We start from the raw sequence: 25,382 nt of genomic DNA on the forward strand, positions 1-25,382 counted from the left end.
TATTTACACTTTTAATTTATACGTTTAGAACGGAATATCGTCATCAAAGTCGATTGTTGGTTCCATAGGGTTTGATGCGCCACCTTGCGGTGCATTTTGCGGCTTAGGAGCAAACCCGCCTTGCTGTTGTGGTGCATTATTTTGCTGAGGTGCAAAGCCACCTTGTTGCTGTGGTTGGTACTGGTTATTTTGTTGTGGAGCCGGCTGCTGGGCAGGTGCAGATTGTTGCTGTGGAGCATAATTGCCTTGCTGACTATTCTGGCCTTGGTTATTTTGACCATAGCTACCGCTTTGCTGTCCGCCTTGGTTACCTTGATAACCGCCACTTTGTTGACCACCTTGGTTACCTTGATAGCCACCGCTTTGTTGGTCGCCACCGCGTGCACCTAACATTTGCATTTGACCTGTAAAACCATCAACAACAATTTCTGTGGTGTATTTTTCTTGGCCCTGTTGGTCAGTCCATTTACGAGTTTGAAGCTTACCTTCTACGTAAATTTGTGAACCCTTGCGGCAGTATTCGCCTACAATTTCAGCTAATTTGCCAAAAAATACCACACGGTGCCACTCAGTTTTATCAACCATTTGGCCAGTGTTTTTATCTTTATAGCTGTCTGAAGTTGCTAAGGTAATATTTGCTACACCATTACCATTAGGCATGTAACGAACTTCAGGATCTTGCCCTAAATTACCAACCAAAATTACTTTGTTCACACCGCGTGCCATGGAACCATCTCCTATAAACGTTAGATTAAACCAGCCACTCTTCGGGCTTGGTCTAGGTCAAATTCTTTATCATTAATCTTTAAGTAGCTACGACTTTCATCGCGAACTACGGTTGCTTCTATTACGCCGGGTAAAGCAACTAACTGAGAAGCCAGTGTTTGTGCCTGCTCTTCAGAATCTAATTGGGTCATTAAACTAATAACTTTACTTTTCGGTGGGACTTGCATTTTCCACGCAATAATAAGCCATATTACCCCAACAAGTGCCGCCGCCGCAAACACAGCTTGCGTACTAGTTGTTTGTGCTACATACCCGCCAAGCATGCCGCCTAAAAAAGCGCCTAAAAACTGGCTCGATGAATACCCCCCCATGGCTGAGCCTTTTTGGCTTGCTGGAGCAATACGCGACACAAGAGCCGGCATAGTGGCTTCTAAAAAGTTAAACGCAACAAAATATAACAGCATACAAACCGCAATACCAACAACGCTGTTTGCCCACATAGACATACTTAACATGCTGACTATTAAAACCATAACAGAACCAATAAATGCTTGTTTTTCTTTCTCTTTTTTAATCGCCACTATCATTACTGGCACCATTAAAAAAAACGCCAAAAATAAAACTGGGATATAAAGCTGCCAATGGTTTTCGGCCACTAAGCCATCTTTAATTAATTGGCTTGGTAATACTACAAAAATAGTCGTTAATGTTAGATGCAGCAATAATACGCCTGCATTTAAACGTGCCAGCTGTGGGTGTTTAATCAATTTTTTGATGTCACTAAAACTGGCAAGCGTATCGCCTTTAGGGGCTTTATTTATTGCACTGGGAACGAGCATAGTGACTATAAAAATACCACACACAGCCAAAATAGCCGTTAGCCAAAATACGCCTGCAATGCCCCACGAAGCTGCCACTATCGGCCCTAATAACATCGCAAACGCAAAACTCATGCCGATGCTCATGCCAATCACCGCCATGACTTTGGGGCGCTGTTCATCTCGGCTTAAATCTGATGCAAACGCTAATAATGCGCTGGCTATAGCTCCCATGCCTTGTAACGCACGCCCTACCGTCACCATTTGAATAGACTCTGCCAAAGCGGCAATTACCGAACCTAAAGCAAACACCGCCAAACCACCGACTATGACTTTTTTACGACCTATTTTATCGGAAAGTCTCCCCATTGGGATTTGTAATACGGCCTGAGTTAAACCATACGCACCAATTGCAAAACCAATCCAGATAGGTGAAAAGCCTTCAAGCTCTTGACCATAAATAGCTAAAACAGGCATCAGCATAAACAAGCCGAGCATTCTAAATGCAAACACACTCGCTAACGATACGGCGGCGCGTTTCTCTCGTGAATTAAGTGAAGATGCGGTCATTATTTGCGTGATCTTACTGTGTGAAAAAATTAGGCAAGGATTCTATCACAAGCTTGGCAATAATTAATCGTCTATAACTAAGGATTTTTTCAATGATCAAGGATTAATATTGCAGCGTATTATGCGATACTGAACAAATAATTTTGGCAATAAACGAGATAGCATGGAAAACATTGAAGTCCGAGGCGCCCGCACGCACAATTTAAAAGACATCAGCCTAACCATCCCACGTGATAAACTAATTGTTATCACTGGCTTATCTGGTTCAGGAAAGTCATCACTTGCATTTGATACGCTATATGCAGAAGGGCAACGCCGGTATGTTGAATCACTCTCTGCTTATGCAAGGCAGTTTTTGTCATTAATGGAAAAACCTGACGTAGATCATATTGAAGGCCTTTCCCCTGCTATTTCCATTGAACAAAAATCAACCTCGCATAATCCCCGTTCAACCGTGGGAACCATTACTGAAATCTACGATTACCTGCGTTTAATGTTTGCACGGGTTGGCGAACCTCGCTGTCCAACTCATGATCTTCCTTTAGCAGCGCAAACAATTAGTCAAATGGTCGATACCGCATTAGCGCTGCCTGAAGGCACTAAGTTAATGCTACTTGCTCCTGTTGTTAAAGACCGTAAAGGTGAGCATGTAAAACTATTAGAACAACTTGCCAGTCAAGGTTACATTCGCGCTCGTATAGATGGTGAAGTATGCGACTTATCCGATCCACCACCGCTAGATTTACATAAAAAGCATACTATTGAAGTCGTGGTGGATCGCTTTAAAGTCAAAGACGGCCAGCAACAACGTCTTGCGGAATCATTCGAAACAGCACTTGAAATGTCAGGCGGCGTTGCCAACATTGCTTTTATGGACGATAGCAGTGCTGAAGAAATGCTGTTTTCAGCAAATTTTGCCTGCCCAACCTGTGGCTATGCGATGACCGAACTTGAACCGCGTTTATTTTCGTTCAATAACCCTGCAGGAGCTTGTCAAAGCTGTGATGGTTTAGGCGTAAGACAATACTTTGACCCTAATCGCGTGGTTCATAACCCTGAAATAAGTTTAGCTGGCGGTGCAATTAAAGGCTGGGATAAACGCAGCTTTTACTATTATCAAATGTTGCAAGCAGTTGCACAACATTACGAGTTTGATTTAGATGTTCCTTATCAAGAGCTTGCAAAAGAACATAAAAAAATTATTTTAGATGGCTCTGGTGATACTAAAATTGCATTTAATTATCGTAATGACCGCGGTGATTTAATTACACGTAATCATGTATTTGAGGGCGTGTTAAACAATATGAACCGCCGCTACCGCGAAACTGAATCAAACTCAGTGCGTGAAGAACTAGCCAAGTATCAAACCAGCCAAGCCTGCCCTAGTTGTAAAGGCTCACGTTTGCGCCAAGAAGCACGCAATGTATTTATTGGTCAAACTAACTTGCCAACCATTACGCATATGAGTATTGGTGAGGCGATGAGCTTTTTTGAAGGCTTGCATTTAACTGGGCAAAAAGGCCAAATCGCCGAAAAAATTCTAAAAGAAATTCGCGATCGCCTATCGTTCTTAATTAATGTAGGTCTAAATTACTTATCACTTGAGCGTAGCGCCGACACACTTTCAGGCGGTGAGGCACAGCGTATTCGCTTAGCGAGTCAAATTGGTGCTGGGTTAGTGGGTGTTATGTATGTATTGGATGAACCTTCAATTGGTTTGCACCAACGTGATAACGACCGTTTATTAAAAACTTTAGTTCATTTACGTGATTTAGGTAACACCGTTATTGTTGTAGAACACGATGAAGACGCCATTCGTGCCGCTGATCATATTATTGATATTGGCCCAGGTGCTGGCGTACATGGCGGACATGTTATTGCTCAAGGTACACGCGATGATATTTTAGCAAGCAAAGACTCGGTTACCGGCCAATTTTTATCTGGCGTACGTAAAATTGAAGTGCCTAAAGAGCGCCATGCTACTAACGATAAATGGCTAGAGCTGTTTGGAGCGACGGGTAATAACTTAAAAAATGTTGATTTAAAAATACCATTTGGCTTAATGACCTGTATTACCGGTGTATCTGGCTCGGGTAAATCTACACTCATTAACGATACCTTGTTTAAACTTGCCCACACTGAACTCAACGGTGCAACTACTGCAGAAGCAGCTCCTTATGGGTCAATTGCAGGACTTGAGCACTTTGATAAAGTAATTGATATTGACCAAAGTCCAATTGGCCGCACACCGCGTTCAAACCCTGCCACTTATACTGGTATTTTCACCGGTATTCGTGAGCTGTTTGCGGGTACTCAAGAAGCCCGTTCACGTGGTTACAAAGTGGGTCGCTTTAGTTTTAATGTTAAAGGTGGGCGTTGTGAGGCATGCCAAGGTGATGGCGTTATTAAAGTAGAAATGCACTTTTTACCAGACGTTTATGTACCGTGTGATGTGTGTAAGGGTAAACGTTATAATCGCGAAACCTTAGAAGTACAATATAAAGGCAAAAACATCAACCAAGTGCTCGACATGACCGTTGAAGATGCCCATGACTACTTTGATAAAATACCGGCTATAGCACGTAAACTTAAAACCCTAATGGATGTTGGACTTTCTTATATTCGTTTAGGCCAAGCCGCTACAACACTTTCTGGTGGTGAAGCACAGCGAATTAAGTTAGCACGTGAGCTTTCTAAGCGTGATACCGGTAAAACGCTATACATATTAGATGAGCCAACAACAGGCCTACACTTTGCAGATATAGAGCAGTTATTAGTAGTACTGCATCGTCTGCGCGATCATGGCAATACCATTGTAGTGATTGAGCACAATTTAGATGTCATCAAAACAGCCGACTGGATCGTTGATTTAGGCCCTGAAGGTGGTGCTGGCGGCGGTGAAATACTGATTGCAGGTACACCAGAAGAAGTGGCTGAATGCCAGCGCTCTCATACTGGGCACTACTTAAAACCGTTATTAAATAAATAACGGTAATACGCTTTAGATAAGGAAAGTCGGTGTTAAGGTATTTAAAAATTGCAAAATGGCGTGCTAATAAGCAGTTTAAGCAACAGCAAAAAAGCTGGCAACCACACCAAGTTAAACTGCTTAGCCATATAAAAAGCATATGGTTTAACCTTAACACCGCGCAAAAACTTTATCTGCTTGCGTTTATAACTCTAGCCATTTTTAAGTTAACCTGGTTGTGCGCCAGCATCACCATTGTTGCACTGATCATAAAATTTTGGCCTCAGTTTAATCAACTATGGAATTCACTCACCGGTAAAGCACTTATTTTGGTATTTTATGCCAGTATTGGTAACTTTGTTTTAGCAAGTACTAGTGGCATTGTAAATGAAGTCACTTAGGTATCAGCTAATCACTTTAATTACACTCGTAACTTTGCCACTTTATTATATTTACCGCCTTGGACACTAGGAATAACTCTGGCAACACTGCTCGGCTTACAACTTATTTTGCCTTTTTACATCATAGTGTTATTACTAATTAAGCCATTTGGATCTGATCGCATAAAGTTTATTAGCCAAAGCTACTCACCACTTCTAACTGCATTAACCCGCTTTTTTTAGCGACGGTAGTGTTTGTAAGTCTGATTGCATTTATTGATGAAAAACCGCCTGAAAAAGTATTAAACGATATAGTAAATAGCTTTGAAAATAGCCAATCGCTCGCAAATAAATCCCCCGCTGAACAAGAGCAAGCCATAGAAAAGTTGAGTGAGCAAATAGAGAAAAAACTCCCCTCTTCAGACAATGACGGCGCTCAGACAAAAACATTTGGTATTCACTTAGAAGGCGAAGATGAGAACACTCAAACGGTTAGGCAGTTTTTAGATACTAAAGGCTACTTTGAACGTAGTAAGCGCTTAATTGCCATGTTTGCCTATAGTTATGAAGCAGACAGTTATTCACGCTGTAAGAAATCAACAGAGAGTAAGTCAATCGAGCTCAATGATTACGAAATTATTGAAATAACGCCTGATCAAAGCATGCCTTACGGTTATAAATTTATAGTTAGAGCCTGTGAGTCTGCGGGTATTTCTGCTACAAAACATTAAAATATAAAAAATGCCGCTAAATTAGCGGCATTTTTGTATCTGCAAATAAACGCGCTTATGGGCGTGGAATAAACCCAACCGCATCATAAACTGCTTTTAATGTAGTTTCTGCACGCGCGCTGGCTTTTTCAGCCCCTGTTCTCATGATGTCATTAAGAAGTGTTTGATCTTCACGAATTTCTTTAAAACGTGTTTGAATTGGCTCAATCATGCTGACAACAGCTGCTGCGGTGTCTTTTTTCAAATGGCCATACATTTTGTCTTCGTATTCAGGGACTAACTCTTCAATTGAGCGCTTAGTTGCCACACTTAGAAGCGTAAGTAAATTAGATACACCTGGCTTTTCTTTGCGATCAAAGTAAATACGCGCTTGCTCGTCAGAATCGGTAACTGCTTTTTTAAGCTTTTTCTCAATCTTTTTCGGCTCGTCTAACATCATAATAAAGCCATTTGGATTTTCATCTGACTTAGACATTTTCTTCAGTGGATCTTGCAGGCTCATTACTCGCGCACCAAACTCTGGAATATACGGTTCTGGCAGCGTAAAAATATCGCCGTAAACATTATTAAAGCGAGTTGCAATATCACGCGTTAGTTCAAGGTGCTGTTTTTGATCTTCACCTACAGGTACTTTGTCTGCTTGGTACAGTAAAATATCAGCCGCTTGCAAAGCCGGATAAGCAAATAACCCCACATTAATATTATTAGCATGCGTTGCCGACTTATCTTTAAACTGGGTCATGCGATTAAGCTCACCCATTTGCGCATAACAGTTTAATACCCAGCCAAGTTGCGCATGCTCAGGTACCTGAGATTGTACAAATAATGCCGCTTTTTCTGGGTTAATACCGCATGCCGTATATAACGCAACGCCATCGAGTACACGAGCACGCAATAATTCAGGGTCTTGGCGTACGGTAATTGCATGCAAGTCTGCAAGCATAAAGTAGCTATCATATTCTTCCTGTAGCTTAACCCACTGGTTAATAGCGCCAACATAGTTGCCTATTGTCATACCACCGGTTGGCTGCATGCCACTTAATACTACTGGTTTACTCATGATTTTCCTTTATTTTTACTTAATTAAAAATGCTTAACGCTGTGTTAGTGTCGGTATTATAGCTAAGAAGTTATCGCATAGGTACTGCGGATTATAATCCGCTAACTGCTCTCCCTGGTGATACCCATAAGTGAGCGCTATCACGTCAATGTTAGCGGCTTGCGCTGCGAGTATGTCACTCTTTGAATCACCAATCATAATCGCTTTATCAGGCGTTATATTTAATGCATCGCAAGCAAATAATAGCGGCTCAGGTGACGGTTTTTTTGCCATGTCGTCACCGCAAACAATCACTTCAAAATGACTGCGAATAGCGAGCTTATCTAAAAGCATTTCAGTAAAGCGGCGTGCTTTATTAGTAATAAGTGCTTTAGGCATACCACTGAGAGCAGCAAGACCAGTTTCAACATGCTGATATAACACACTGTATTCACCGACCTGCTCACTGTAATGTTGATAAAACAGATTGATAGCTCGTTCGCTTAAAGCCTCATCGAGGTGCTCACTAATTTGCATATCGCCGCAAAGAGCTCGTTTCACTAACACCTCAATGCCATTACCTACCCAGCTTTCAACTAATCGCTGACTGACAATTGGAAACGCTAAATCGCTAAGTGTTAAATTTAAAGCCATATACAAGTCGTACACGCTATCAACTAGGGTGCCGTCTAAGTCAAAAAACGCTGCATCATATTTCATTATTTAACACTTTCTAATTGCTGACGCATCTCATCAATCACTGTTTTATAATCAGCCTGATTAAAAATAGCTGAGCCTGCAACAAACATATCGGCACCCGCTTCAGCCGCCGCGGCTATGTTATCTACTTTAATACCACCATCTACTTCTAAACGAATATCACGTCCAGATTCAACAATGCGTTGTTTTGCCTCTCGCAGTTTCTCGAGTGTTTGTGGAATAAAACTTTGCCCACCAAACCCAGGATTTACTGACATTAATAAGATCACATCTACTTTATCCATTACGTGATCGAGGTAACTTAAACTTGTTGCAGGGTTGAACACTAAGCCTGCTTGACAACCTTCATCTTTTATCAATTGCAAAGTACGGTCAATATGCTCGCTCGCCTCTGGATGGAAGGTAATAATTGATGCACCCGCCTCGGCAAATTGTGGAATTAAGCTATCTACCGGTTTTACCATTAAATGCACATCAATCGGGGCTTTAATCCCGTAGTCGCGAATTGCTTTACATACCATTGGGCCAATCGTTAAGTTAGGTACGTAATGGTTATCCATTACATCAAAATGAACGACATCAGCACCTGCAGCTAACACTTTGTCGACATCTTCGCCTAATCGTGCAAAGTCTGCAGATAATATTGAGGGCGCTATTAAGTATTTTTGTTCACAGTTGAGCATCGCTAATCCGTTAATAAATAATTTATGCCGTTAATGTAACTTAATTAGCGAAGTTACCCAAGTAGCACCTTTAAAAATAGCGCCAAATAAGTAATGTTAAAGCCTTATTGCGGCTATTCATGAAAAAGAATAACCTGCTGAGGATGTAGGCTTTATAATTAAAAAAATCAGTTTTTAAGCGGGTGTCACTCAGTATTTAAAACACAATACAAATAAAAAAATAAAGTGTATTATTTAAGCAGTTTTTGTTATACTGCGCGAAGAACTAAATCATTAGGTTTATATTATGCGTGCTTTTAAAATTGGATTATTAATCACGTCGGTAAGTGTTATTATTGGAGCAACATCGCTTTGCTCAAATACTGAGCAAGATTTAGGCTCAGCCAACATTTGTCTTCATAAAGAGCAAACCAACGCTATTAATAATAGCGCAACCCGTTGCATTCAAATTGAAGAAGATTCGTCTTGGGCCTCTTGGTTAACAGGCGATAGTCGTAGCGCTCAGTTTCATTACTTAGACTTGCTAGAGTTGTTAACGGGTACTGATGACAAACACAAACCCTCTTCAATCAAGCCATTATTTTAATTAAATGCAGCACTTTTTTAGCGCGTTACAAAGCGTACTGGCTGCATTTTTTGGTGTTCAATCTGAAGATAAGCGCAAAACAGACTTTAAGTACCACTCTCCAATTACGCTGATAGCTATTGCCGTAGTACTGTTTGTATTATTTGTACTGGCTATTTATGCAACCGTGACTTCGGTGCTAAATACATAGCCATTAGCTCATCCACTTTATTTCGTGAACCGCCCTTTGGACTAATCGTACGTTTAACCTGAATTTTATCCAGTGATGCTTGACTGTAAATTTTGCGTGTCCACACGGTATCGTGGTTTGAAATAAGGACTGGCGTGTTATTCTCAAATGCCGCTTGCTCAGCCAAGTTAGCTAAATTAGCCTGATCATCTAAGTTAAATCCGCCTTTAGCGTAAGAGGTAAACGATGCGGTTTTACTTAATGGCACATAGGGCGGATCGCAGTATATCACCGCATTTTTAGGGACCAGTTTAAATACATCATCGTAGCCTAAGCAGGTAAATGTTGCTTTTTGTGCTTTGTTGGCAAAAAAGTACATTTCTTTTTCAGGAAAATAAGGCTTTTTATATTTACCAAAAGGCACATTAAAAATGCCCTTTAAGTTATAGCGACATAATCCGTTATAACCATGGCGGTTCATATACAAAAATAAAATAGCTCGCTCATACACATCGCTGCTTTGGTTAAACTGCACACGATAATCGTAATACGCATCTGGATGGTTATTTAAATCAACAAATAGTTTTTTTGCATCGCTAATAAACTCATCCGGCGAACGTTTGAGCTCTTTATATAAATTGATTAAATCAGCATTTATATCGTTAAGTACATAGTGTTTAAAATTACTATTTAAAAACACTGAGCCCGCACCAACAAAAGGTTCAACCAAGGTATCTGCATGTTTACTTGCTTGATTTAGTCGCGCGTTAATATCTTCAACGAGGCTGTATTTTCCGCCAGCCCATTTAAGGAAGGCTCTACTCTTTTGCTGCATTGGCTCTTTACTTCAATTCGGTGTTGCGCGATTTTACACTAAAGTCACTGAGTTTACTGATCAACTCGTGCAATTTCTTGTTTTATTTTGCTAATTTTTTTATAGAAAGGTTTATTTTTTCTTACTCCAGCAGGGAGTGCTTGCAGTGCTTGTTTTGCCTCATTTAAGTTAGCAAAACTGCCTGTTGTTACCACCCACCACATTTTACCATTTCGTTTAGTTTGATATGTATTGGTAATACTTTCTAGCTTATGTTCAGCAATAAACTCATTGCCTACCTGCTGCTGAGTTACGGCTAATAGCTGAATAACAAAATTATCTTCAGGTTGTTCTAGGTACCAGTTACTGGGTATTTTTACTATTTGGCTTTGCTGCTTTACCACCTCAGGTACGCTAATGGCTTCTTCAACCGGCGGCGGTGCTGGCTTTTCTTGTTCAGTTAAAGTCGATGGCTCAGTTAAACTTCCTACAATTGCTGGCACGTCATTGTGGGCACTCTCATCTGTAGTTGGCTCTTTAGTTATAGGCTGTGGTGAAGTAAACAGGGGTGGTGATTTAACCGGTTGTTGTTTATTTTGAATAGCTTGCTCGGTTGTAATAGCGGTTGTGAGGACTTGCTCATCGCTTTGACTATTAGCATTTTTCCACCATTGGGTCATATCAGCTTTGTATACAACGCCAATAATCAATAACATAATTATGAGTAATAGTGTGAGCAACTGTAAGCGCCAAGATACTTTGTCTTTTACGATAATATCAGCAACTTGTTCGCTAGGCTGCCAGGCTAATAAAAGACTTGGGTTACCTTGGGCTTCAACTAAAAAGGTTTTAAATACAGGGTCTTCATCATAAGGTAAAGCCGTGAAGTACCATCCCATTAGCTGCTTACTTTCAACCAAGTTTAATGGCTCTAAATGAATATTAACTGCCTCTTTAAACGGCAATTTAGATTGCGATGCAATCATAATGTAAAGCACATTGGGCGCACTTTTTGATAACAGCTCGAGCTCTGCAATTAGTTCTTCAGATAGGTGCCTGCCGCCATCGATAACCCATAAACACGCGCCGCATTGTTGTTGCTTCGCTAATTGATAATAGTTTTGTGATAAGCTCAGGTTGTGATCAATTAAAGGGGCATTAAAGCTTTGCTCTAATAATTGAGTCATCAATTGCACATCAGTCATTTGAGCGCCAACTTGCACAAACACTTTATTAAAATCGTTATATTTATCAGTGATGAAGGTTTCAAGCAAATAGCTTTTACCTAAACCAGAAGTGCCCAACAAAACAATTAGGTTTTGACCATATTCAAATTGCAATGCGATTCTATCCACCAAAGCCGCACGGCTCGGTAAAATTTGTGACTGCATTTATTGCTCGATCAATGCTCTGACTTGATCATCAGACACATCATCAACTAATGCACATTGACCAAATTCGGTGGGTAAAATGAATCGGATAGTCCCTTTTTTATTCTTTTTATCTTTTCGCATATGCAGTAAAAAGTGCTCACTGGTCATATCGCTAGGTATCTCGATTGGTAAGCTATATTGCGCTATTAATGTAGCAATACGCTCTACATCTTCTCGTGTTAAATCTTGGCGAGTATAAGCAAGCTTTGCAGCAAGCACCATACCTGTCGCGACCGCTTCTCCATGTAACCAAACACCGTAACCCATTTGTGCTTCAATAGCATGCGCAAACGTGTGCCCTAAATTTAACAACGCACGAAGGCCCTGCTCTTTTTCATCTTGTGCAACAATAAGCGCTTTAATTTCACAGCATCTGAAGATGATGTGCTGTAAACACGTCTCGTCTAATTGTTGTAATTTAGCGATGTTATGCTCTAGATAAGCAAACAGTTCAGTATCGTAAATCAAGCCATACTTAATAACTTCAGCCATGCCTGCAGCAAACTCGCGTGTTGGTAAGGTATGCAACGAACGCGTGTCAATAAATACAGCTTGGGGTTGATAAAAAGCCCCAATCATATTTTTACCTAGCGGGTGATTAACCGCTGTTTTGCCGCCAACTGAAGAATCAACTTGAGATAATAAAGTGGTTGGTATTTGGATAAAAGGGACGCCACGCTGATAACAAGCAGCAACAAATCCAGTTAAATCACCTACAACGCCACCACCTAATGCAATTAAGCAGGTGTCACGGCCGCAATTATTCTCAAGTAGGAATGCCGAAATTTTTTCAAACCAAGTGAGTGATTTATATTGCTCACCATCTGGAATAATAAAATGCAGTGGGTTTAGCTGTGCTAATGAATCAAGCAACTGTTGAAGGTACAGCGGTGCAATCGTTTCATTAGTAATGATGATAGGCCGACAATCACCAATGTGATGGATTAGACGGCCTGTATCTTGAAGTGCAGATTGACCAATATAAATAGGATAACTTCGCTCGTCTAAATTAACAGTTAATTCAAGCATGCTGGGTTAGTCCTTTTTAATACTGGCTTTTAAAAATCCAATTTCTCGATGATTTGGTTAGCAACAACTTTCGCGCTCTGCTCATCAGTGCGTACAACAAAATCAGCTACTTCTTTATATAATGGTTCACGCTCTTCTGCTAAGCGCTCAAGTACATCACGAGGTGCTTCTTCTGTTTGCAGTAATGGGCGACGCTTGTCGCGTTGCGTACGTGCAACTTGCTTTTCAATCGGTGTCTCTAAGTATACAACAATACCGCGAGCCGAAAGCTTGTTTCGAACTTCTTTACTCATTACTGAGCCACCACCGGTTGCAAGTACAATACCTTGCATTTCGGTTAAGTCACCAATAACAGATTCTTCACGAAGTCTAAAGCCTTCCTCACCTTCAAGATCGAATACCCAGGCAATATCTGCGCCCGTGCGACGTTCGATTTCTTGATCAGAATCAACAAATTCAAGGTGTAATTGGTCAGCGATGTGACGACCAATCGTGCTTTTGCCAGCCCCCATGGGGCCAACTAGAAATATATTACGTTTCTCAGCCATATCTTTTAGTACAAACGAACTCTAAAATTTGAAATAAAACCCCGCCTAACGACCTGGCCCCAAAATTAAGAAAGGGATTATCTCAGTAATCGGTCGGGTATTTCAAGTCAATTAGGATAAAAAGCCATATAACGAGCAATTAAACTAAATAATTACCCACTGGTTAACAAAAAAGCACCTTGTTATAGGCAAGTTTATCTTCTAGGGTTAAAAATCATGCAATTAAGGTTACTACATTGTTGCTTCATGAAAGCTTTTGCATGGTAACTTTACAAGAGCCTGAATTACAAACAACATAAACGCAGCCTTAAATACATCCGCAGTACAGTACATGATCAAAATTATATACTGTCTTATTGTACATTTATAGGGAGTGTTCACACCACGATAACTAAATTACATACCCATACTATCTAGGCTGGTATTCAACCTAGATAGCTTAAATATTTAGTCTATTTGGATTTTAGGTGTGACAAAAATCAGCAGTTCGCGCTTTTCATTGAACTCGCTTGTGCTTTTAAATAGTCTTCCTACGTAAGGAAGATCGCCCAATAAAGGTACTTTTTTGGTCGAATTAATAATTTGCTGTTGGAAAATACCACCCAACACTACCGTTTGTCCATTCTCAACGAGTACTTGAGTCTCAATTTGTTGCGTATCGATGGCAACCGCTGGGCCTGTACCTGTTTGAACCGTATCCCCTCGGGTATCTTGAGTAATGATTAAATTTAAAATAACTTTGTTATCGGGTGTGATATGAGGTGTCACCTCTAGGCTTAGTACCGCCTTTTTAAAACTTACGGTTGTTGCACCACTTGAAGCTGACTCCACATACGGAATCTCAGTACCTTGTTCAATACGCGCTTTTTGCTGATTAGCAGCAGTAATGCGTGGGCTTGCAATGATTTCACCTTTGTTTTCTTCTTCAAGGGCGGTTAATTCTAAATCAATTAATGTTCCGTTAGCCAATTTAGCAATGTGCATACCTATACTTGCCGATGGATTCGCCACAGGTAAATTAACGTTAAGTCGATCAGAAAGGCTAGGAATATTACCATTAGAAATCGTTTCAGCTCCTTCTAATGTGCCAGAAACACCGTCTGAGCCTTGCTGATCACTAAACCCCCAACGAACCCCCAAGTCTTCAGTTACGTTATCACGTACGGTTACCATACGCGCTTCAATAACCACTTGTTTAACCGGTATATCTAAGGTCTCGACCATACGACGAACACTTTCAATACTTTTTGCAGTGTCTTTCATTAATAACGTATTAGTACGTTGATCAACAGACACGCTCCCTCTGGCTGTAATAATACTATTGGTATCTGTTTTTAATAAGTCGGCAAAATCTTCTGCTTTTGCATAATTTAAGCGGATGTATTCACTGTAAAGTGGCTCTAAATCCTCAACTTGCTGTTTAGCTTTTAACTCTTTTGCTTCACGGGCAGCCAGCTCTTCAGATGGTGCAACCATTAAAATAGAACCGTCCATGCGTTTGTCTAAGCCTTTTATTCTAAGCACGACATCTAACGCCTGATCCCACGGAACCCCATCAAGGCGAAGAGTAATATTGCCTGTCACTGAGTCGCTTGTTACCAAGTTAAAATCATTGTAACCAGCAATAATCTGTAACACAGCACGAACAGAGATATCTTGAAAATTAAGCGTCATAGGACGACCCAAGTACTCTTTACCACCATCTAAGTAGGCATTTTGCGTTTCATCTTTCTCAACCGTTAAGGTAAAAATATTCTCAATTTGCTGATAGGTATAGGCAAAAGCAGTGTTCGGTTCAATCACTAAACGTGTAAGGTTATCTTCTTTAAACGTTTCAATACTGCTCACCACAGTACCAAAATCAAGTACATCTAATTCATACAATAAATCATCTAAAATATCGGTATGATGAAACTCGGCAATGATTTTTCCGCCGCTTTCATGCACCTCTACAGCTGCCTGAGTATCTTGTAGATAAACAAGTACTTTCGCTTCACCTTTTTCTCCACGTCGAAAGTCAATTGCTTGAATACCGTTAATATAATTAGACGTGTAAGCAGGCTTATCTTCGCTGGTTGCTAAAATTTGCTCTGTGAGTGGGTTATCAGAAATTCTAATAGAAACTAAATTATTGTTTACTTCAGTCTCATAAATTTTTAATCGGTCCAAGTTAATGGTCACTTTTAAACCCGCACTGGTCATCATACTCGTGATGTTACTGATACCAGCTTGGTTGATAGCGATATTCGTCAACCCTTCATCTAATTCTACCCCATCAAATAGTAGCTCTATTCTTGCAGGGCTATTAAAAACTTGTACTGCTGGTTGCTGCTGCAACTCTTCATCAAAAACTAGCTGTAATTCGGTTTCACCTTTAAGCAATGGATTATATCGAACGTCATAGAGTAAAGGGGCTGCACTTACGGCTTTTGTCATTAGTAGTAAAAAAACAAACAATAAAGCAGATAAAATACGATGATGCGAACACTCACCTTTGTGCATATAGGGTATACCTTTTTTCTTATTAATTTGCGCCATTGGTTGCCGCCTCTAACATTTCTAATTTGGTCAAACGTTCTTTCCAACAACCTGACCCATCAGGGATTAATTCTACTAATTCAATATAGTCACTATTAACACTGCTTACTTTTCCGTCATAGGTGCCTAAATAGCTTCCTATTGTTACTCGGTGCAAGGTGTCATCAGCAGCTGTAATGAGCGCCCATATTTTGCCGTTCGATCCTATTGTGCCCCTCATTGCTAAATTATCTAATGGGTACTTCTCCAGTGGCTGACGAACACGCTCTGGATCTGGGTGAAGACAGTTTTTAACTTGTGTTAGCTTGTTTTGAATAATTTCTGGTTCTGGCGCTACAAAAGGGCTACGTAAGTCTTTGGCGTTATACTCAAAGTGCTCAAACTTAACTAGCTCAGGTATTTTTTCAATACGTGCCGTGGTATTTGCCTTAACCTGATCAATAAATTCTTTTTGCTCCGATGTATCCTCGTTACAGCCACTGAGCAAAAACATCGCAGTGGTTAAAAAGAGAAGCTGCTTCATCATCTCACCCCCTCTTCATAACGGTAAGTTTTTGCTACTACACTGAATGTTAGCTGCTTTTCGCCAGATGATAAAATAGAAAAGTCATGTAAACTGACAATTCTTGGTAGTTGAGCCACTTTCCCTACAAATTCGCCAAACTCATGATAAGTACCTACCACTTCAATTTTAATTGGCAACTCGGTATAAAACTCTTTTTCAACTTCTGGCAACCAACCAATTTTTAAAAATGTTAACCCGCTGGTTGTACCCACATAAGAAAGGTCGTCCAATAATCCTGGCGTCTCATTTGAAGTAGGTAGGCGTTTTAATAATTGAGAGAATTTATCTTCCATCTCAACCATTTGCTCACGATAAATATCAAGCTTACTGGCAACTGCATATTTAGTTCGGTAGGTTGTGCGTAACTCAATTTCCTTAGCAACCGCATTGTGGTAGCTGTCTATTTCATCCGACACTAATAAGCTGTAGCTAAAAAACAACACCAAACAAGCTACAAAAGTTCCGCATATTGCTTTTACAATAACGGGCCACTCACCGATGTTATCGAGCTCGATTTCATTCCAATCGATTTCTGTAAACGATTTAAAATCAAGGTTCATTACGTACCTCACCTATTTTGCCAAATGGTTTTACGTAAAACTCCATATTAAAATCGCTGAGTAAACGTGAAGATTGATCGCCGGCAACAATACCTTGCATAGTCGGGCGCTCTAATAAGTAAGAGCTTTGTACCTGTCTGAGCATAGTAGATAAACGATTATTAGACTCACTTTTGCCTAACACATGAATTTGATTACCTTTGCGCTCCAGCTTGGTTAAATAAACCCCTGCGGGCACTATTTTTGCCACTTCATCCATTATTTGGGTGCCTAAATTACGGCTACTTTGTAACTCTTCAATTAAACGCATACGTTGTTGTAAGTTTTCTTTTTTCTTGTCTAGATCACGTATGTCGCGAATTTTATTGTCGAGCGTTGTAATTTCTGAACTAAGATAATTATTTTTTAAGGTTTGCCCTTCTTTTAGAGCACCATAAAACACACTCAGCATATACATACCAGCAAAACAGACGATAACCACAGCCATAAGAAGTGTTATAAATTTCTTTTTAGACTGCTCACGCTGTAGCTCACGCCAAGGTAATAAATTTATATGTGGCATGATGAAAAGCTCCTCAACGCCAGGCCAGTCGCAATTGCAAATTGAGTGCGGTGGCGCTGTATTATATTACGATCAACTCTAGGGGATATTTCCATCTTATCAAATGGTTCAACAACAACTGTGTGTATTCCTAATTCTTCAATCAGCAATCTATCAATGCCTTTAATCATCGCTGAGCCGCCCGTCAATACAATATAGTCCAATTGTTCTTTACCTGTGGTGGTTAAAAACATTTGAACAGCACGACGAACCTGCTGGAGTAACGATGTTTGAAAAGGAGCTAACACTTCAAATGTATAGTTTGGAGGTAAATCACCGGTTGTTTTGCCAATTTCAGCTTCATCAAAGCCTTTGTTGTAGTAAGCAACGATACTATTTGTGTATTGGTCGCCACCAAATACTTGGTCACGGGTATAAATTGTCTCACCAGATTGCACTACACTCACCAAGGTGAGTACAGCACCAATATCAACCACTGCAACCGTTTTGTCATATGCATCTGATGGTAACTGTTGGTAGTAAACATCCATAGCGCGACTTAGCGCATAGCTTTCAACGTCCACTACTTTTGCGGTTAAATTCGCAGCACTTAACGCACCGACTCTAGCTTCAACGCTTTCGGTTCTAGCGGCAGAGAGCAGTACATTTATTTTGCTCGGGTCAGCACTATTTGTAGAGAGCTTTTCAAAATCAAGACTCACTTCATCTAGTGGGTAAGGAATTAAGCTGTCGGCTTCAATTTCAATCTGCGACTCTAATTCAGCGTCGCTTAAGGAAACATCCATGAAAATAACTTTGGTAATCACGGTTTGCCCAGAGACGGCAACAGACGCGAATTTTAGCGACTTTGGTAGCTTTCGTTTTAACTTGATTATCACATTACCAATTGCTTCAATATCTTGAATATTACGCTCGCTCATAGCGCCTTTTGGCATAGGTTCAATTGCAAGTGCTTCTAGTCGAAGCCCAGTTTCTGTTTCACTTAAAAGTACGGCCTTGATAGAGTGCGATCCAATATCAATACCTACCATCATTGGTGATGGTTTTTTTATTAGTTGACTTAGCATGTTTGCAACTTTGCCTTTGTTTTAATAATAAACAAGTTATAATTTATATCTTAAAAAATATTATTCAATTTTTAATCAATATATACTAGCAGTCTCAACCTGTAATTGGGAGTCCGTTTAGGGAAATATCAGTGATTTTATTAAAAAGAACTTTACAATTTTTGATCATTTGTGCATTACTTGCACTAATTACATTGCTCAGCCTTTATTACTACGTTAAATCCGATATTCCCAGCGTGCAAGTTTTAAAAAACGTGCAATTACAAACGCCTATGCAAGTATTTACTAAAGATGGGCTTTTAATCAACCAATTTGGTGAAAAAAGACGGATCCCTGTAACTATAGACCAAATTCCCCAGCCTTTATTGCAGGCTTTTTTGGCAACTGAAGATAACCGCTTTTACGATCATATCGGTATTGATCCAATTGGTATTGTGCGCTCAGCGCTAGTACTTATTTCTACTGGTGAGAAAAAGCAAGGTGCCAGTACTATTACCATGCAATTAGCTCGTAACTTCTTTTTAACACGAGAAAAAGCCTACATTCGTAAAGTAAAAGAAATATTTATTGCCATTCATATCGAAAACCTCCTCTCAAAAGATGAAATATTTGAGCTTTACCTAAATAAAATAGAATTAGGAAATCGTGCCTTTGGTATTGGTGCTGCGGCTCAAGTTTATTATGGTAAAGAACTAAAAGAGTTAACTCTTGCGCAAATGGCAATGATTGCTGGTTTACCAAAAGCTCCTTCGGCACTTAATCCTATTCGTAATCCAGAACGTGCTAAAGCAAGAAGAAATGTGGTGTTAGGAAGAATGCTTGAAGAGAAGTATATTTCAAGAGCGCAGTATAATGAAGCCACTAACCAACCAATTACCGCGTATTTTCATGGAGCTGAAATTGACTTATACGCGCCGTACATTTCAGAAATGGTACGAGCAGAAATGGTGTCACGCTACGGTATAGATAAAGCCTATAACTCAGGGTTTAAAGTGTACACTTCTGTTGAATCAGATGTTCAAAAAGCAGCACAAACAGCTCTAGTTAATAACCTGCATGCCTACGATATGCGCCATGGTTTTAGAGGCCCTGAAGCCATATTGTGGGATCCGCAAACAGAGCCGCCATTAACGCAGTCGAAATTATTAAATACTTTAAAAGCTGTTAATGAATTTGGCCCTTTAAAAACGGCTGCGGTGTTAAGCGTGAGCGATAAAAGCGCTGAAGTTATACTTAAAAGCGGCGAGCGCACAACCCTTACTTGGGATAACCTAAAATGGGCACGTAAGTTTATTACACGCTATCGCCAAAGCTTTGCGCCTGAAACAGCAAGCGATATATTAACTCCAGGCATGCAAATATGGCTGCGCAAAAATGACGATAATAGCTATATTTTAAGTCAAATACCTGAAGCGGCGAGCGCCATTGTTTCTTTAGACCCACAAGACGGGCGCATAAAAGCCATTGTTGGTGGATATAGTTTTGAACAAAGCCAATATAACCGAGCTGTACAAGCTAAACGCCAAGTAGGCTCAAATATTAAGCCGTTTATATATTCAGCTGCGCTTGAAAAAGGCTACACACTAGCGTCAATTTTAAATGATGCTCCTATAAATCAATGGGATAAGAGCCAAGGCGTTGCATGGCGACCAAAAAACAGCCCAGCTATTTATAATGGCCCAATTCGCATTCGTCGTGCTTTAGCCCAATCTAAGAATGTAATTTCCGTACGTTTATTAAGGGGCGTTGGACTGCAAAGAACAGCCGATCATTTATTAAAATTTGGTTTTGACGATAAAGATATAAATCGTAGTGAGTCACTGGCATTAGGCAGTGCATCCATTACGCCGCTTGAATTAGCTCGTGGGATGAGTGCTTTTGCTAATGGCGGTCACCTAATTGAGCCGTACTTTATTTCACAAATCCAAGATGCAATGGGTAATACCTTATTTAAAACCAATCCCACCATTATTTGTGATGATGAAACGACAACACCTAGCTCGCTAATGCTAGGTGAGCAAGTAGCACCAAATTGTGCGCCGCAGATCATCTCTAAACAAAATGCATTTTTAATTGCCAGCGCAATGAATAGTGCTATTTGGGGTGGCGGTAGCTGGTCACATAAAACCGGTTGGAGTGGAACAGGCTGGCGTGCACAAGCGCTAAAACGTCGCGATCTTTCTGGTAAAACAGGCACGACTAATGATTCTGTAGATACTTGGTTTAGTGGCTTTAACCGCGATGTGATGACATCAGTTTGGGTTGGCTTTGATAACCCAGGTAATACACTGGGACGCTCAACCTACAATAACAACTTAGGAAGTGGTCAAATATCAGGTGCTGAGTCAGGCGCAAAAACAGCTCAGCCTGCATGGGTTGATTTTATGCGCGCCGCACTGGATGGCAAACCTGCTGCGCCCATCGAACCACCTGAAGGCTTAGTTTCTATTCGTATTGATTTAGAAACCGGATTATTAAGTCATAAAAACGATTACACCAGCCGTTTTGAATACTTTGAAAAAGGCACCGCTCCTACCAAGTATGTGTTATCACAACCAAATGATATATTTGAAGAAAACACTAAAACTGAAGAAGAGCTATTTTAAATATAGTGAACAGTGAAAAGGCCGCAAATTAGCGGCCTTTTTGATGGTCTAACTAATATTTTGTACCAACCAGTATAAGTCAGAGTGAACGCCAGCAGCAGTCACTTCTTTACCCGCACCGGGGCCTTGTATCACTAATGCGTTTTGGTTATACCACTGGGTATTAATCACAAAAATATTATCTCCGGGGGTCAAATTCGCAACCGCTTCGCTTTTTGGTACATAGGTAATCCCTACCTTAGCGTTTAGCGTGTTGTTTTCAAACTCTAATAACCCGGTGTAGCACAGTGCAGCATTTTGTTGCTGAGCCGCTTGCGCATGCTGCTCAATAAACGCATCTAAACGAGCCTTATTATCAATAAAGTTATTCCAGCTGCCAGCACTTAACTCATCGGGCATCAAAGCGGATAAAGAAATGTCATCAAGTTCCAATTCAATACCTAATTCACGCACTAAAATAAGCAACTTACGTTGCATATCTCGTCCAGATAAGTCTTCTCGAGGATCAGGCTCTGTGAACCCCAAAGCTTGCGCTTCTAGAACTAAATCTGAAAACGCTTTACTGCCATCATACATACTGCATAACCATGACAGCGTGCCTGAAAACACGCCTTCTATTCGCGTTATTTTATCGCCACTATTTTGTAAATCAGCCAAGGCAAAATTAATCGGTAGTCCGGCCCCTACACTTGCATTATAACGCCAATGTAAGCCACGTTGAGCAAGGCTTTCACGTAGTGTTTGATACCACGAAAGCGATGCGGTTCCCGCGTATTTATTAGCACTAATTAGATGGCAGTTTAATTCAACTAACTTACTATAAAGCTGACTAAAATGTTCACTGGCGGTAATGTCGATCACTATTTTATGTTCATACTCAAGAGTATCTATGTATGACAATAAATCGGCTTGTTTATAGGAGCTTGCATGGTTTTCCCATTGAAGTTGCCAGCTTTCACAGTCTAATCCATTAGCATTCACCAGCATCTGCTCTGAGCGTAAAAGCGCTACTAACTTGACGTTAAAATCAGTTGATAAGCGTGCTAGTTGAGCAGGTAATTGGCGCATAAACTCAGCACCTACATTACCAAGTCCTGCAATAATTAAAGCTATTTCTTGTGCTTTATTAATGAGCTTGTCATGTAACAGGCTCAGCACATCACTTTCAAGTACTTGATCGGTTAATAGTAACGTATATCCCTCACCGTAATGGGTAAACCGAGGCTGGATAGATTGTGTTTGTAATAAGGCTTCACTTTGCTTACCAAGCGGCGCTACCTCTTGATCAGGTGCAATAATCGCCACCCCATTTAAGTTTGACTCACTAATATTGGCGCGGCCAGCAAAATAATTAGCCACCTGATGTGTCGCTGACGCAGGGACTAGTAAGTAGATTTCGCCTTCGTGTTCAAAGTGATGCAAACTATGCTGAATAAGTTGGCTAACATGTGCTACTTCGCCTTCACTCAGATCATCAACAATGAGTAAATCCACATTATTTACTGTGGTTAAAAAGCGTTTTTGTTTACTCATTCCTAGTTTAACTATTTCGGTATGACTGCCTTGAGGATCGTAACTACTGCGAACAACTAATTCTATATCGGTATCTTTTAATGGCGATAATGTTTTAGCGTGTAATACTGGATTACCTAGCCTCGCTAATAAATTCGCTTGATCACGGCACACTCGCGCATACTTAACCGCATTAGCAACCTTACGCGGATCAGTACTAAAAACACCTTGAGTGTCAGTCCAAATAGAGACTTTTTTAGCATTGCAATACCGCGCTAATAAAGTGGCACTGTAATCACTGCCATTTCGCCCTAAGGTCACTGTTTCACCATGTAAATCAGCCGCAATAAACCCCGTAACTACATTAATTTTACTCGTTTCTATGGCTTTTAAGCACTGCTGCTGATTATTAGCATGCTGCAGCTGCCCGGCATCTAACGTAAATAACTGCCTAGCGTCATGGGCACAAGCGCTAACGTTAAGCTGTTCTAAGTAAGCGCTTAGTAACCTTGCAGACCACAATTCACCATGTGCTAATAACGCAGCTTCAGCTAATGTTCCTTGCTTAGCCTGCTTGGTAATAATACTGAGCTCAGTTTCAAGTAAATCAAGCGCATGGTGCTTAGCGTTAGCTATTAATAATTGCTCAATCAGAGCTATTTGATGGTTACTCAATAGCAATACAATATCAGCAATAGCTTGAGTGTCTTGCTGTTGATAGCTTTGCCACAGTTTAACTAAGGTATCGGTGGTTTTACCGGCAGCCGATACCACCACACAATCCCCAGCTTGAGCATGAGTTAAAATAATATTTGCGACACTTTTAAAGCGATCCGCTGAGCTTAAACTCGAACCACCAAATTTATGAACCTGATTTACCATATTAATACCGACTCGCATTTATGTTTTGTATTTTGAAGATTGGTATGCACTACCATAACGCCGGATGCGCCGCGTTTAACTTTGCTGAACCAAATGATTCACTAGCACCACTTTTTGCCGATAGGCCGAGATTGGCTTGCCCTAGGCGCACCAAATTAAATACCCTGTCTAAGTCAGCGAGTAAATCATTTACATCTTCAATACCCACCGAGATACGAATAAGCGTGTCGCCTACTCCGGCTTCTGCACGCGCGGTTGCGTCCATACCGGCGTGGGTCATAGTCGCAGGGTGACAAATCAAACTTTCTACTCCACCTAATGATTCCGCTAAGCTAAATTCATTTAAACGCGTTAAAAACGCTGCAGCATCGTTTATATCGCCTTTTATATCAAAGCTAACCATAGCACCAAAGCCAAGCTGCTGCGCCTTAGCTAGCGCATGTTGAGGGTGTGATTCAAGACCTGGGTAGTAAACTTGGGCAACAAACTGGGAGCGTTCTAAATACTGTGCAATGGCGAGTGCATTTTCTTGGTGTTGCCTTAAACGCACGTTTAAAGTACGTAAGCCTCTGAGCGTTAAATAGCTATCAAATGGCGCGCCGGTGATGCCAATGTTATTTGCCCACCACGCTAACTCTTCACCTAACTCAGCAGTCGCTGCGATAACCGCGCCACCAACAACGTCTGAATGGCCATTGATATATTTTGTGGTTGAGTGCACCACAATATCAGCGCCAAACTTAATCGGGTTTTGTAATGCTGGCGATAAAAATGTGTTGTCGGCGGCAACCAGTGCACCACACTGTTTAGCTGTATCAGTTACCGCTTTAATATCTGTTAAGCGTAAAATAGGATTGCTAGGTGTTTCAATCCAAATCAGCTTAGGTTTAATAGCAAGGATGCGTGTCAGACTGTCGCTTTTGGTAAAATCGACCACTTCTAGTTTTAATAAGCCGCGCTTTTCTAGCGAAGTAAATAAGCGATAGCTGCCCCCATAACAGTCATGAGGGATCACTAACGTATCGTCACTATTAAGTAATTGTGTTGTTAGGTGAACGGCTGCCATGCCTGTTGCGGTAATAATGCCTTTAGCGCCACCTTCAAGCTCCGTGAGCGCCTCAGCCAAAATGTCACGATTAGGGTTACCACTGCGGCCATAATCATATTGGCGCTTTGTATCAAAGTCAGCAAATGAGTAAGTTGTTGATAAATAAAGCGGTGGAACAACCGCACCATGCTGTTTGTCGGCTTCTATTCCACTACGAACAGCAATTGTTGCCTTATTTTTTTCACTCATTTTCGCTACCTTTACTAATTTGGATGTTTAGACGTCTAAAAGGTAGCGCATGCAATTTAAGATGTCAAAACATTTAAATGTCTAGATAGCTAAATAACTAGTATTTGACTATCTTTTTTAAACCGATAGAATTTCACGCATATTTACACGCTTTGATGCTGTGTGAGCAATTTATAATCTGAGGCAACGATACATCTTATGGCTAAATGGAATGGTGAATATATTCACCCATACGCAGAACACGGGAAAAAATCCGAACAAGTAAAGAAGATCACCGTTTCGATCCCGCTAAATGTATTAAAAGTATTAACTGATGAACGTACTCGTCGTCAAATAAACAACTTACGTCATGCAACAAATAGCGAGCTTTTATGCGAAGCGTTTTTGCATGCGTTTACCGGGCAACCGCTGCCTAATGATGATGATTTGCGTAAAGATAACGCAGAAAAAGTACCTGAAGAAGTGAAGAAAATAATGCAAGAAATGGGACTAGAAGTGCCTATTTTAAATGAAGACTAGAAGGGTCTTTATACAAAAAAACCTCAGCAAATGCTGAGGTTTTTTTTGCGCTAATTTACA

At 40.6% G+C, this 25,382-nt stretch carries 23 protein-coding genes; 7 read left to right on the forward strand and 16 right to left on the reverse strand.

All coding sequences use genetic code 11. The annotated features are described in order from the left end of the window. Nucleotides 1–24: 24 nt before the first annotated feature. Both ssb and QMA00_RS11395 read right to left on the reverse strand, forming a co-directional pair. On the reverse strand, nucleotides 25–726 hold the full coding sequence (gene ssb, locus QMA00_RS11390; protein WP_013463917.1) for a single-stranded DNA-binding protein: 702 nt from the start codon (nucleotides 724–726) through the stop codon (nucleotides 25–27). A 20-nt stretch (nucleotides 727–746) separates the two neighbouring features. Continuing rightward, nucleotides 747–2,114, reverse strand: coding sequence for an MFS transporter (locus QMA00_RS11395; RefSeq protein WP_024602150.1), 1,368 nt, complete (start codon nucleotides 2,112–2,114; stop codon nucleotides 747–749). A 163-nt stretch (nucleotides 2,115–2,277) separates the two neighbouring features. On the opposite strand from QMA00_RS11395, the gene uvrA reads away from it, so the two are divergent. From uvrA to QMA00_RS11410, 3 genes are all read left to right on the forward strand, one after another. Beyond that, a complete protein-coding gene (gene uvrA / locus QMA00_RS11400) occupies nucleotides 2,278–5,103 on the forward strand; it encodes an excinuclease ABC subunit UvrA (RefSeq protein WP_075170529.1) in 2,826 nt (941 codons plus the stop codon). Nucleotides 5,104–5,132: 29 nt separating this feature from the next. Then, nucleotides 5,133–5,483: a hypothetical protein gene (locus QMA00_RS11405; RefSeq protein ID WP_254843687.1), complete on the forward strand. Its 351-nt coding sequence runs from the start codon at nucleotides 5,133–5,135 to the stop codon at nucleotides 5,481–5,483. Nucleotides 5,484–5,713: 230 nt separating this feature from the next. After that, nucleotides 5,714–6,193, forward strand: coding sequence for a hypothetical protein (locus QMA00_RS11410; RefSeq protein ID WP_036979320.1), 480 nt, complete (start codon nucleotides 5,714–5,716; stop codon nucleotides 6,191–6,193). Between the two features lie 55 nt (nucleotides 6,194–6,248). Here the strand turns inward: QMA00_RS11410 and trpS are convergent, their stop codons facing one another. The 3 genes from trpS to rpe are packed head-to-tail and all read right to left on the reverse strand — an operon-like array spanning nucleotide 6,249 to nucleotide 8,635. Further along, entirely contained in the window at nucleotides 6,249–7,253 is a 1,005-nt protein-coding gene (gene trpS, locus QMA00_RS11415; RefSeq protein ID WP_008115060.1) for a tryptophan--tRNA ligase, read from the reverse strand. 33 nt (nucleotides 7,254–7,286) lie between these two features. Beyond that, on the reverse strand, nucleotides 7,287–7,952 hold the full coding sequence (locus QMA00_RS11420) for a phosphoglycolate phosphatase (protein WP_008115059.1): 666 nt from the start codon (nucleotides 7,950–7,952) through the stop codon (nucleotides 7,287–7,289). Beyond that, complete coding sequence (gene rpe, locus QMA00_RS11425) at nucleotides 7,952–8,635, reverse strand: ribulose-phosphate 3-epimerase (RefSeq protein ID WP_076922872.1); 684 nt, start codon at nucleotides 8,633–8,635, stop codon at nucleotides 7,952–7,954. Before rpe ends, QMA00_RS11420 begins: the two co-directional genes overlap by 1 nt. Before the next feature lie 286 nt (nucleotides 8,636–8,921). Here rpe and QMA00_RS11430 point away from each other — a divergent pair, with 286 nt between their 5' ends. Continuing rightward, complete coding sequence (locus QMA00_RS11430) at nucleotides 8,922–9,221, forward strand: hypothetical protein (protein WP_008115055.1); 300 nt, start codon at nucleotides 8,922–8,924, stop codon at nucleotides 9,219–9,221. Nucleotides 9,222–9,225: 4 nt separating this feature from the next. Next, nucleotides 9,226–9,411 (forward strand): DUF2970 domain-containing protein, encoded by a 186-nt coding sequence (locus QMA00_RS11435; protein WP_008115053.1) that lies wholly within the window; start codon nucleotides 9,226–9,228, stop codon nucleotides 9,409–9,411. On the opposite strand, the gene QMA00_RS11440 is transcribed toward QMA00_RS11435, so the two are convergent. The 9 genes from QMA00_RS11440 to QMA00_RS11480 form a co-directional block, all read right to left on the reverse strand. Beyond that, nucleotides 9,374–10,225: a Dam family site-specific DNA-(adenine-N6)-methyltransferase gene (locus QMA00_RS11440; RefSeq protein ID WP_008115051.1), complete on the reverse strand. Its 852-nt coding sequence runs from the start codon at nucleotides 10,223–10,225 to the stop codon at nucleotides 9,374–9,376. The two genes, QMA00_RS11435 and QMA00_RS11440, sit on opposite strands and share 38 nt — an antisense overlap. Nucleotides 10,226–10,278: 53 nt before the next feature. Then, nucleotides 10,279–11,595: an AAA family ATPase gene (locus QMA00_RS11445; RefSeq protein ID WP_290157294.1), complete on the reverse strand. Its 1,317-nt coding sequence runs from the start codon at nucleotides 11,593–11,595 to the stop codon at nucleotides 10,279–10,281. Beyond that, complete coding sequence (gene aroB / locus QMA00_RS11450; protein ID WP_033104301.1) at nucleotides 11,596–12,666, reverse strand: 3-dehydroquinate synthase; 1,071 nt, start codon at nucleotides 12,664–12,666, stop codon at nucleotides 11,596–11,598. It lies immediately after the preceding gene. Nucleotides 12,667–12,695: 29 nt separating this feature from the next. Continuing rightward, complete coding sequence (gene aroK / locus QMA00_RS11455; protein WP_008466255.1) at nucleotides 12,696–13,214, reverse strand: shikimate kinase AroK; 519 nt, start codon at nucleotides 13,212–13,214, stop codon at nucleotides 12,696–12,698. 447 nt (nucleotides 13,215–13,661) lie between these two features. Continuing rightward, nucleotides 13,662–15,752, reverse strand: coding sequence for a type IV pilus secretin PilQ family protein (locus QMA00_RS11460; protein ID WP_036955760.1), 2,091 nt, complete (start codon nucleotides 15,750–15,752; stop codon nucleotides 13,662–13,664). Further along, nucleotides 15,739–16,275: a pilus assembly protein PilP gene (locus tag QMA00_RS11465; RefSeq protein WP_175610062.1), complete on the reverse strand. Its 537-nt coding sequence runs from the start codon at nucleotides 16,273–16,275 to the stop codon at nucleotides 15,739–15,741. The genes QMA00_RS11460 and QMA00_RS11465 overlap by 14 nt, the downstream gene beginning before the upstream one ends. Continuing rightward, nucleotides 16,275–16,877, reverse strand: coding sequence for a type 4a pilus biogenesis protein PilO (locus tag QMA00_RS11470; protein WP_008115035.1), 603 nt, complete (start codon nucleotides 16,875–16,877; stop codon nucleotides 16,275–16,277). Before QMA00_RS11470 ends, QMA00_RS11465 begins: the two co-directional genes overlap by 1 nt. Further along, nucleotides 16,867–17,439, reverse strand: coding sequence for a PilN domain-containing protein (locus tag QMA00_RS11475; RefSeq protein ID WP_008115031.1), 573 nt, complete (start codon nucleotides 17,437–17,439; stop codon nucleotides 16,867–16,869). The genes QMA00_RS11470 and QMA00_RS11475 overlap by 11 nt, the downstream gene beginning before the upstream one ends. Next, nucleotides 17,427–18,506 carry a pilus assembly protein PilM gene (locus tag QMA00_RS11480; protein ID WP_013463905.1) on the reverse strand — a complete coding sequence of 360 codons (1,080 nt, stop codon included), beginning with the start codon at nucleotides 18,504–18,506 and terminating at the stop codon, nucleotides 17,427–17,429. Before QMA00_RS11480 ends, QMA00_RS11475 begins: the two co-directional genes overlap by 13 nt. 131 nt (nucleotides 18,507–18,637) lie before the next feature. Between QMA00_RS11480 and QMA00_RS11485 the strand changes: the two genes are divergently transcribed. Continuing rightward, on the forward strand, nucleotides 18,638–21,112 hold the full coding sequence (locus tag QMA00_RS11485) for a penicillin-binding protein 1A (RefSeq protein ID WP_008115027.1): 2,475 nt from the start codon (nucleotides 18,638–18,640) through the stop codon (nucleotides 21,110–21,112). Between the two features lie 48 nt (nucleotides 21,113–21,160). On the opposite strand, the gene metL is transcribed toward QMA00_RS11485, so the two are convergent. Next, nucleotides 21,161–23,506, reverse strand: a complete 2,346-nt coding sequence (metL, locus tag QMA00_RS11490; RefSeq protein WP_076922869.1) for a bifunctional aspartate kinase/homoserine dehydrogenase II — start codon at nucleotides 23,504–23,506, stop codon at nucleotides 21,161–21,163. A gap of 49 nt (nucleotides 23,507–23,555) precedes the next feature. Then, nucleotides 23,556–24,803: a cystathionine gamma-synthase gene (gene metB, locus QMA00_RS11495; protein ID WP_008115023.1), complete on the reverse strand. Its 1,248-nt coding sequence runs from the start codon at nucleotides 24,801–24,803 to the stop codon at nucleotides 23,556–23,558. Nucleotides 24,804–25,001: 198 nt separating this feature from the next. Between metB and metJ the strand changes: the two genes are divergently transcribed. Continuing rightward, nucleotides 25,002–25,322, forward strand: a complete 321-nt coding sequence (metJ, locus tag QMA00_RS11500) for a met regulon transcriptional regulator MetJ (protein ID WP_008115021.1) — start codon at nucleotides 25,002–25,004, stop codon at nucleotides 25,320–25,322. The last annotated feature ends 60 nt before the right edge of the window (nucleotides 25,323–25,382 follow it).

This window comes from Pseudoalteromonas sp. APC 3694 (assembly GCF_030407565.1).
GTDB lineage: Bacteria > Pseudomonadota > Gammaproteobacteria > Enterobacterales > Alteromonadaceae > Pseudoalteromonas > Pseudoalteromonas tetraodonis.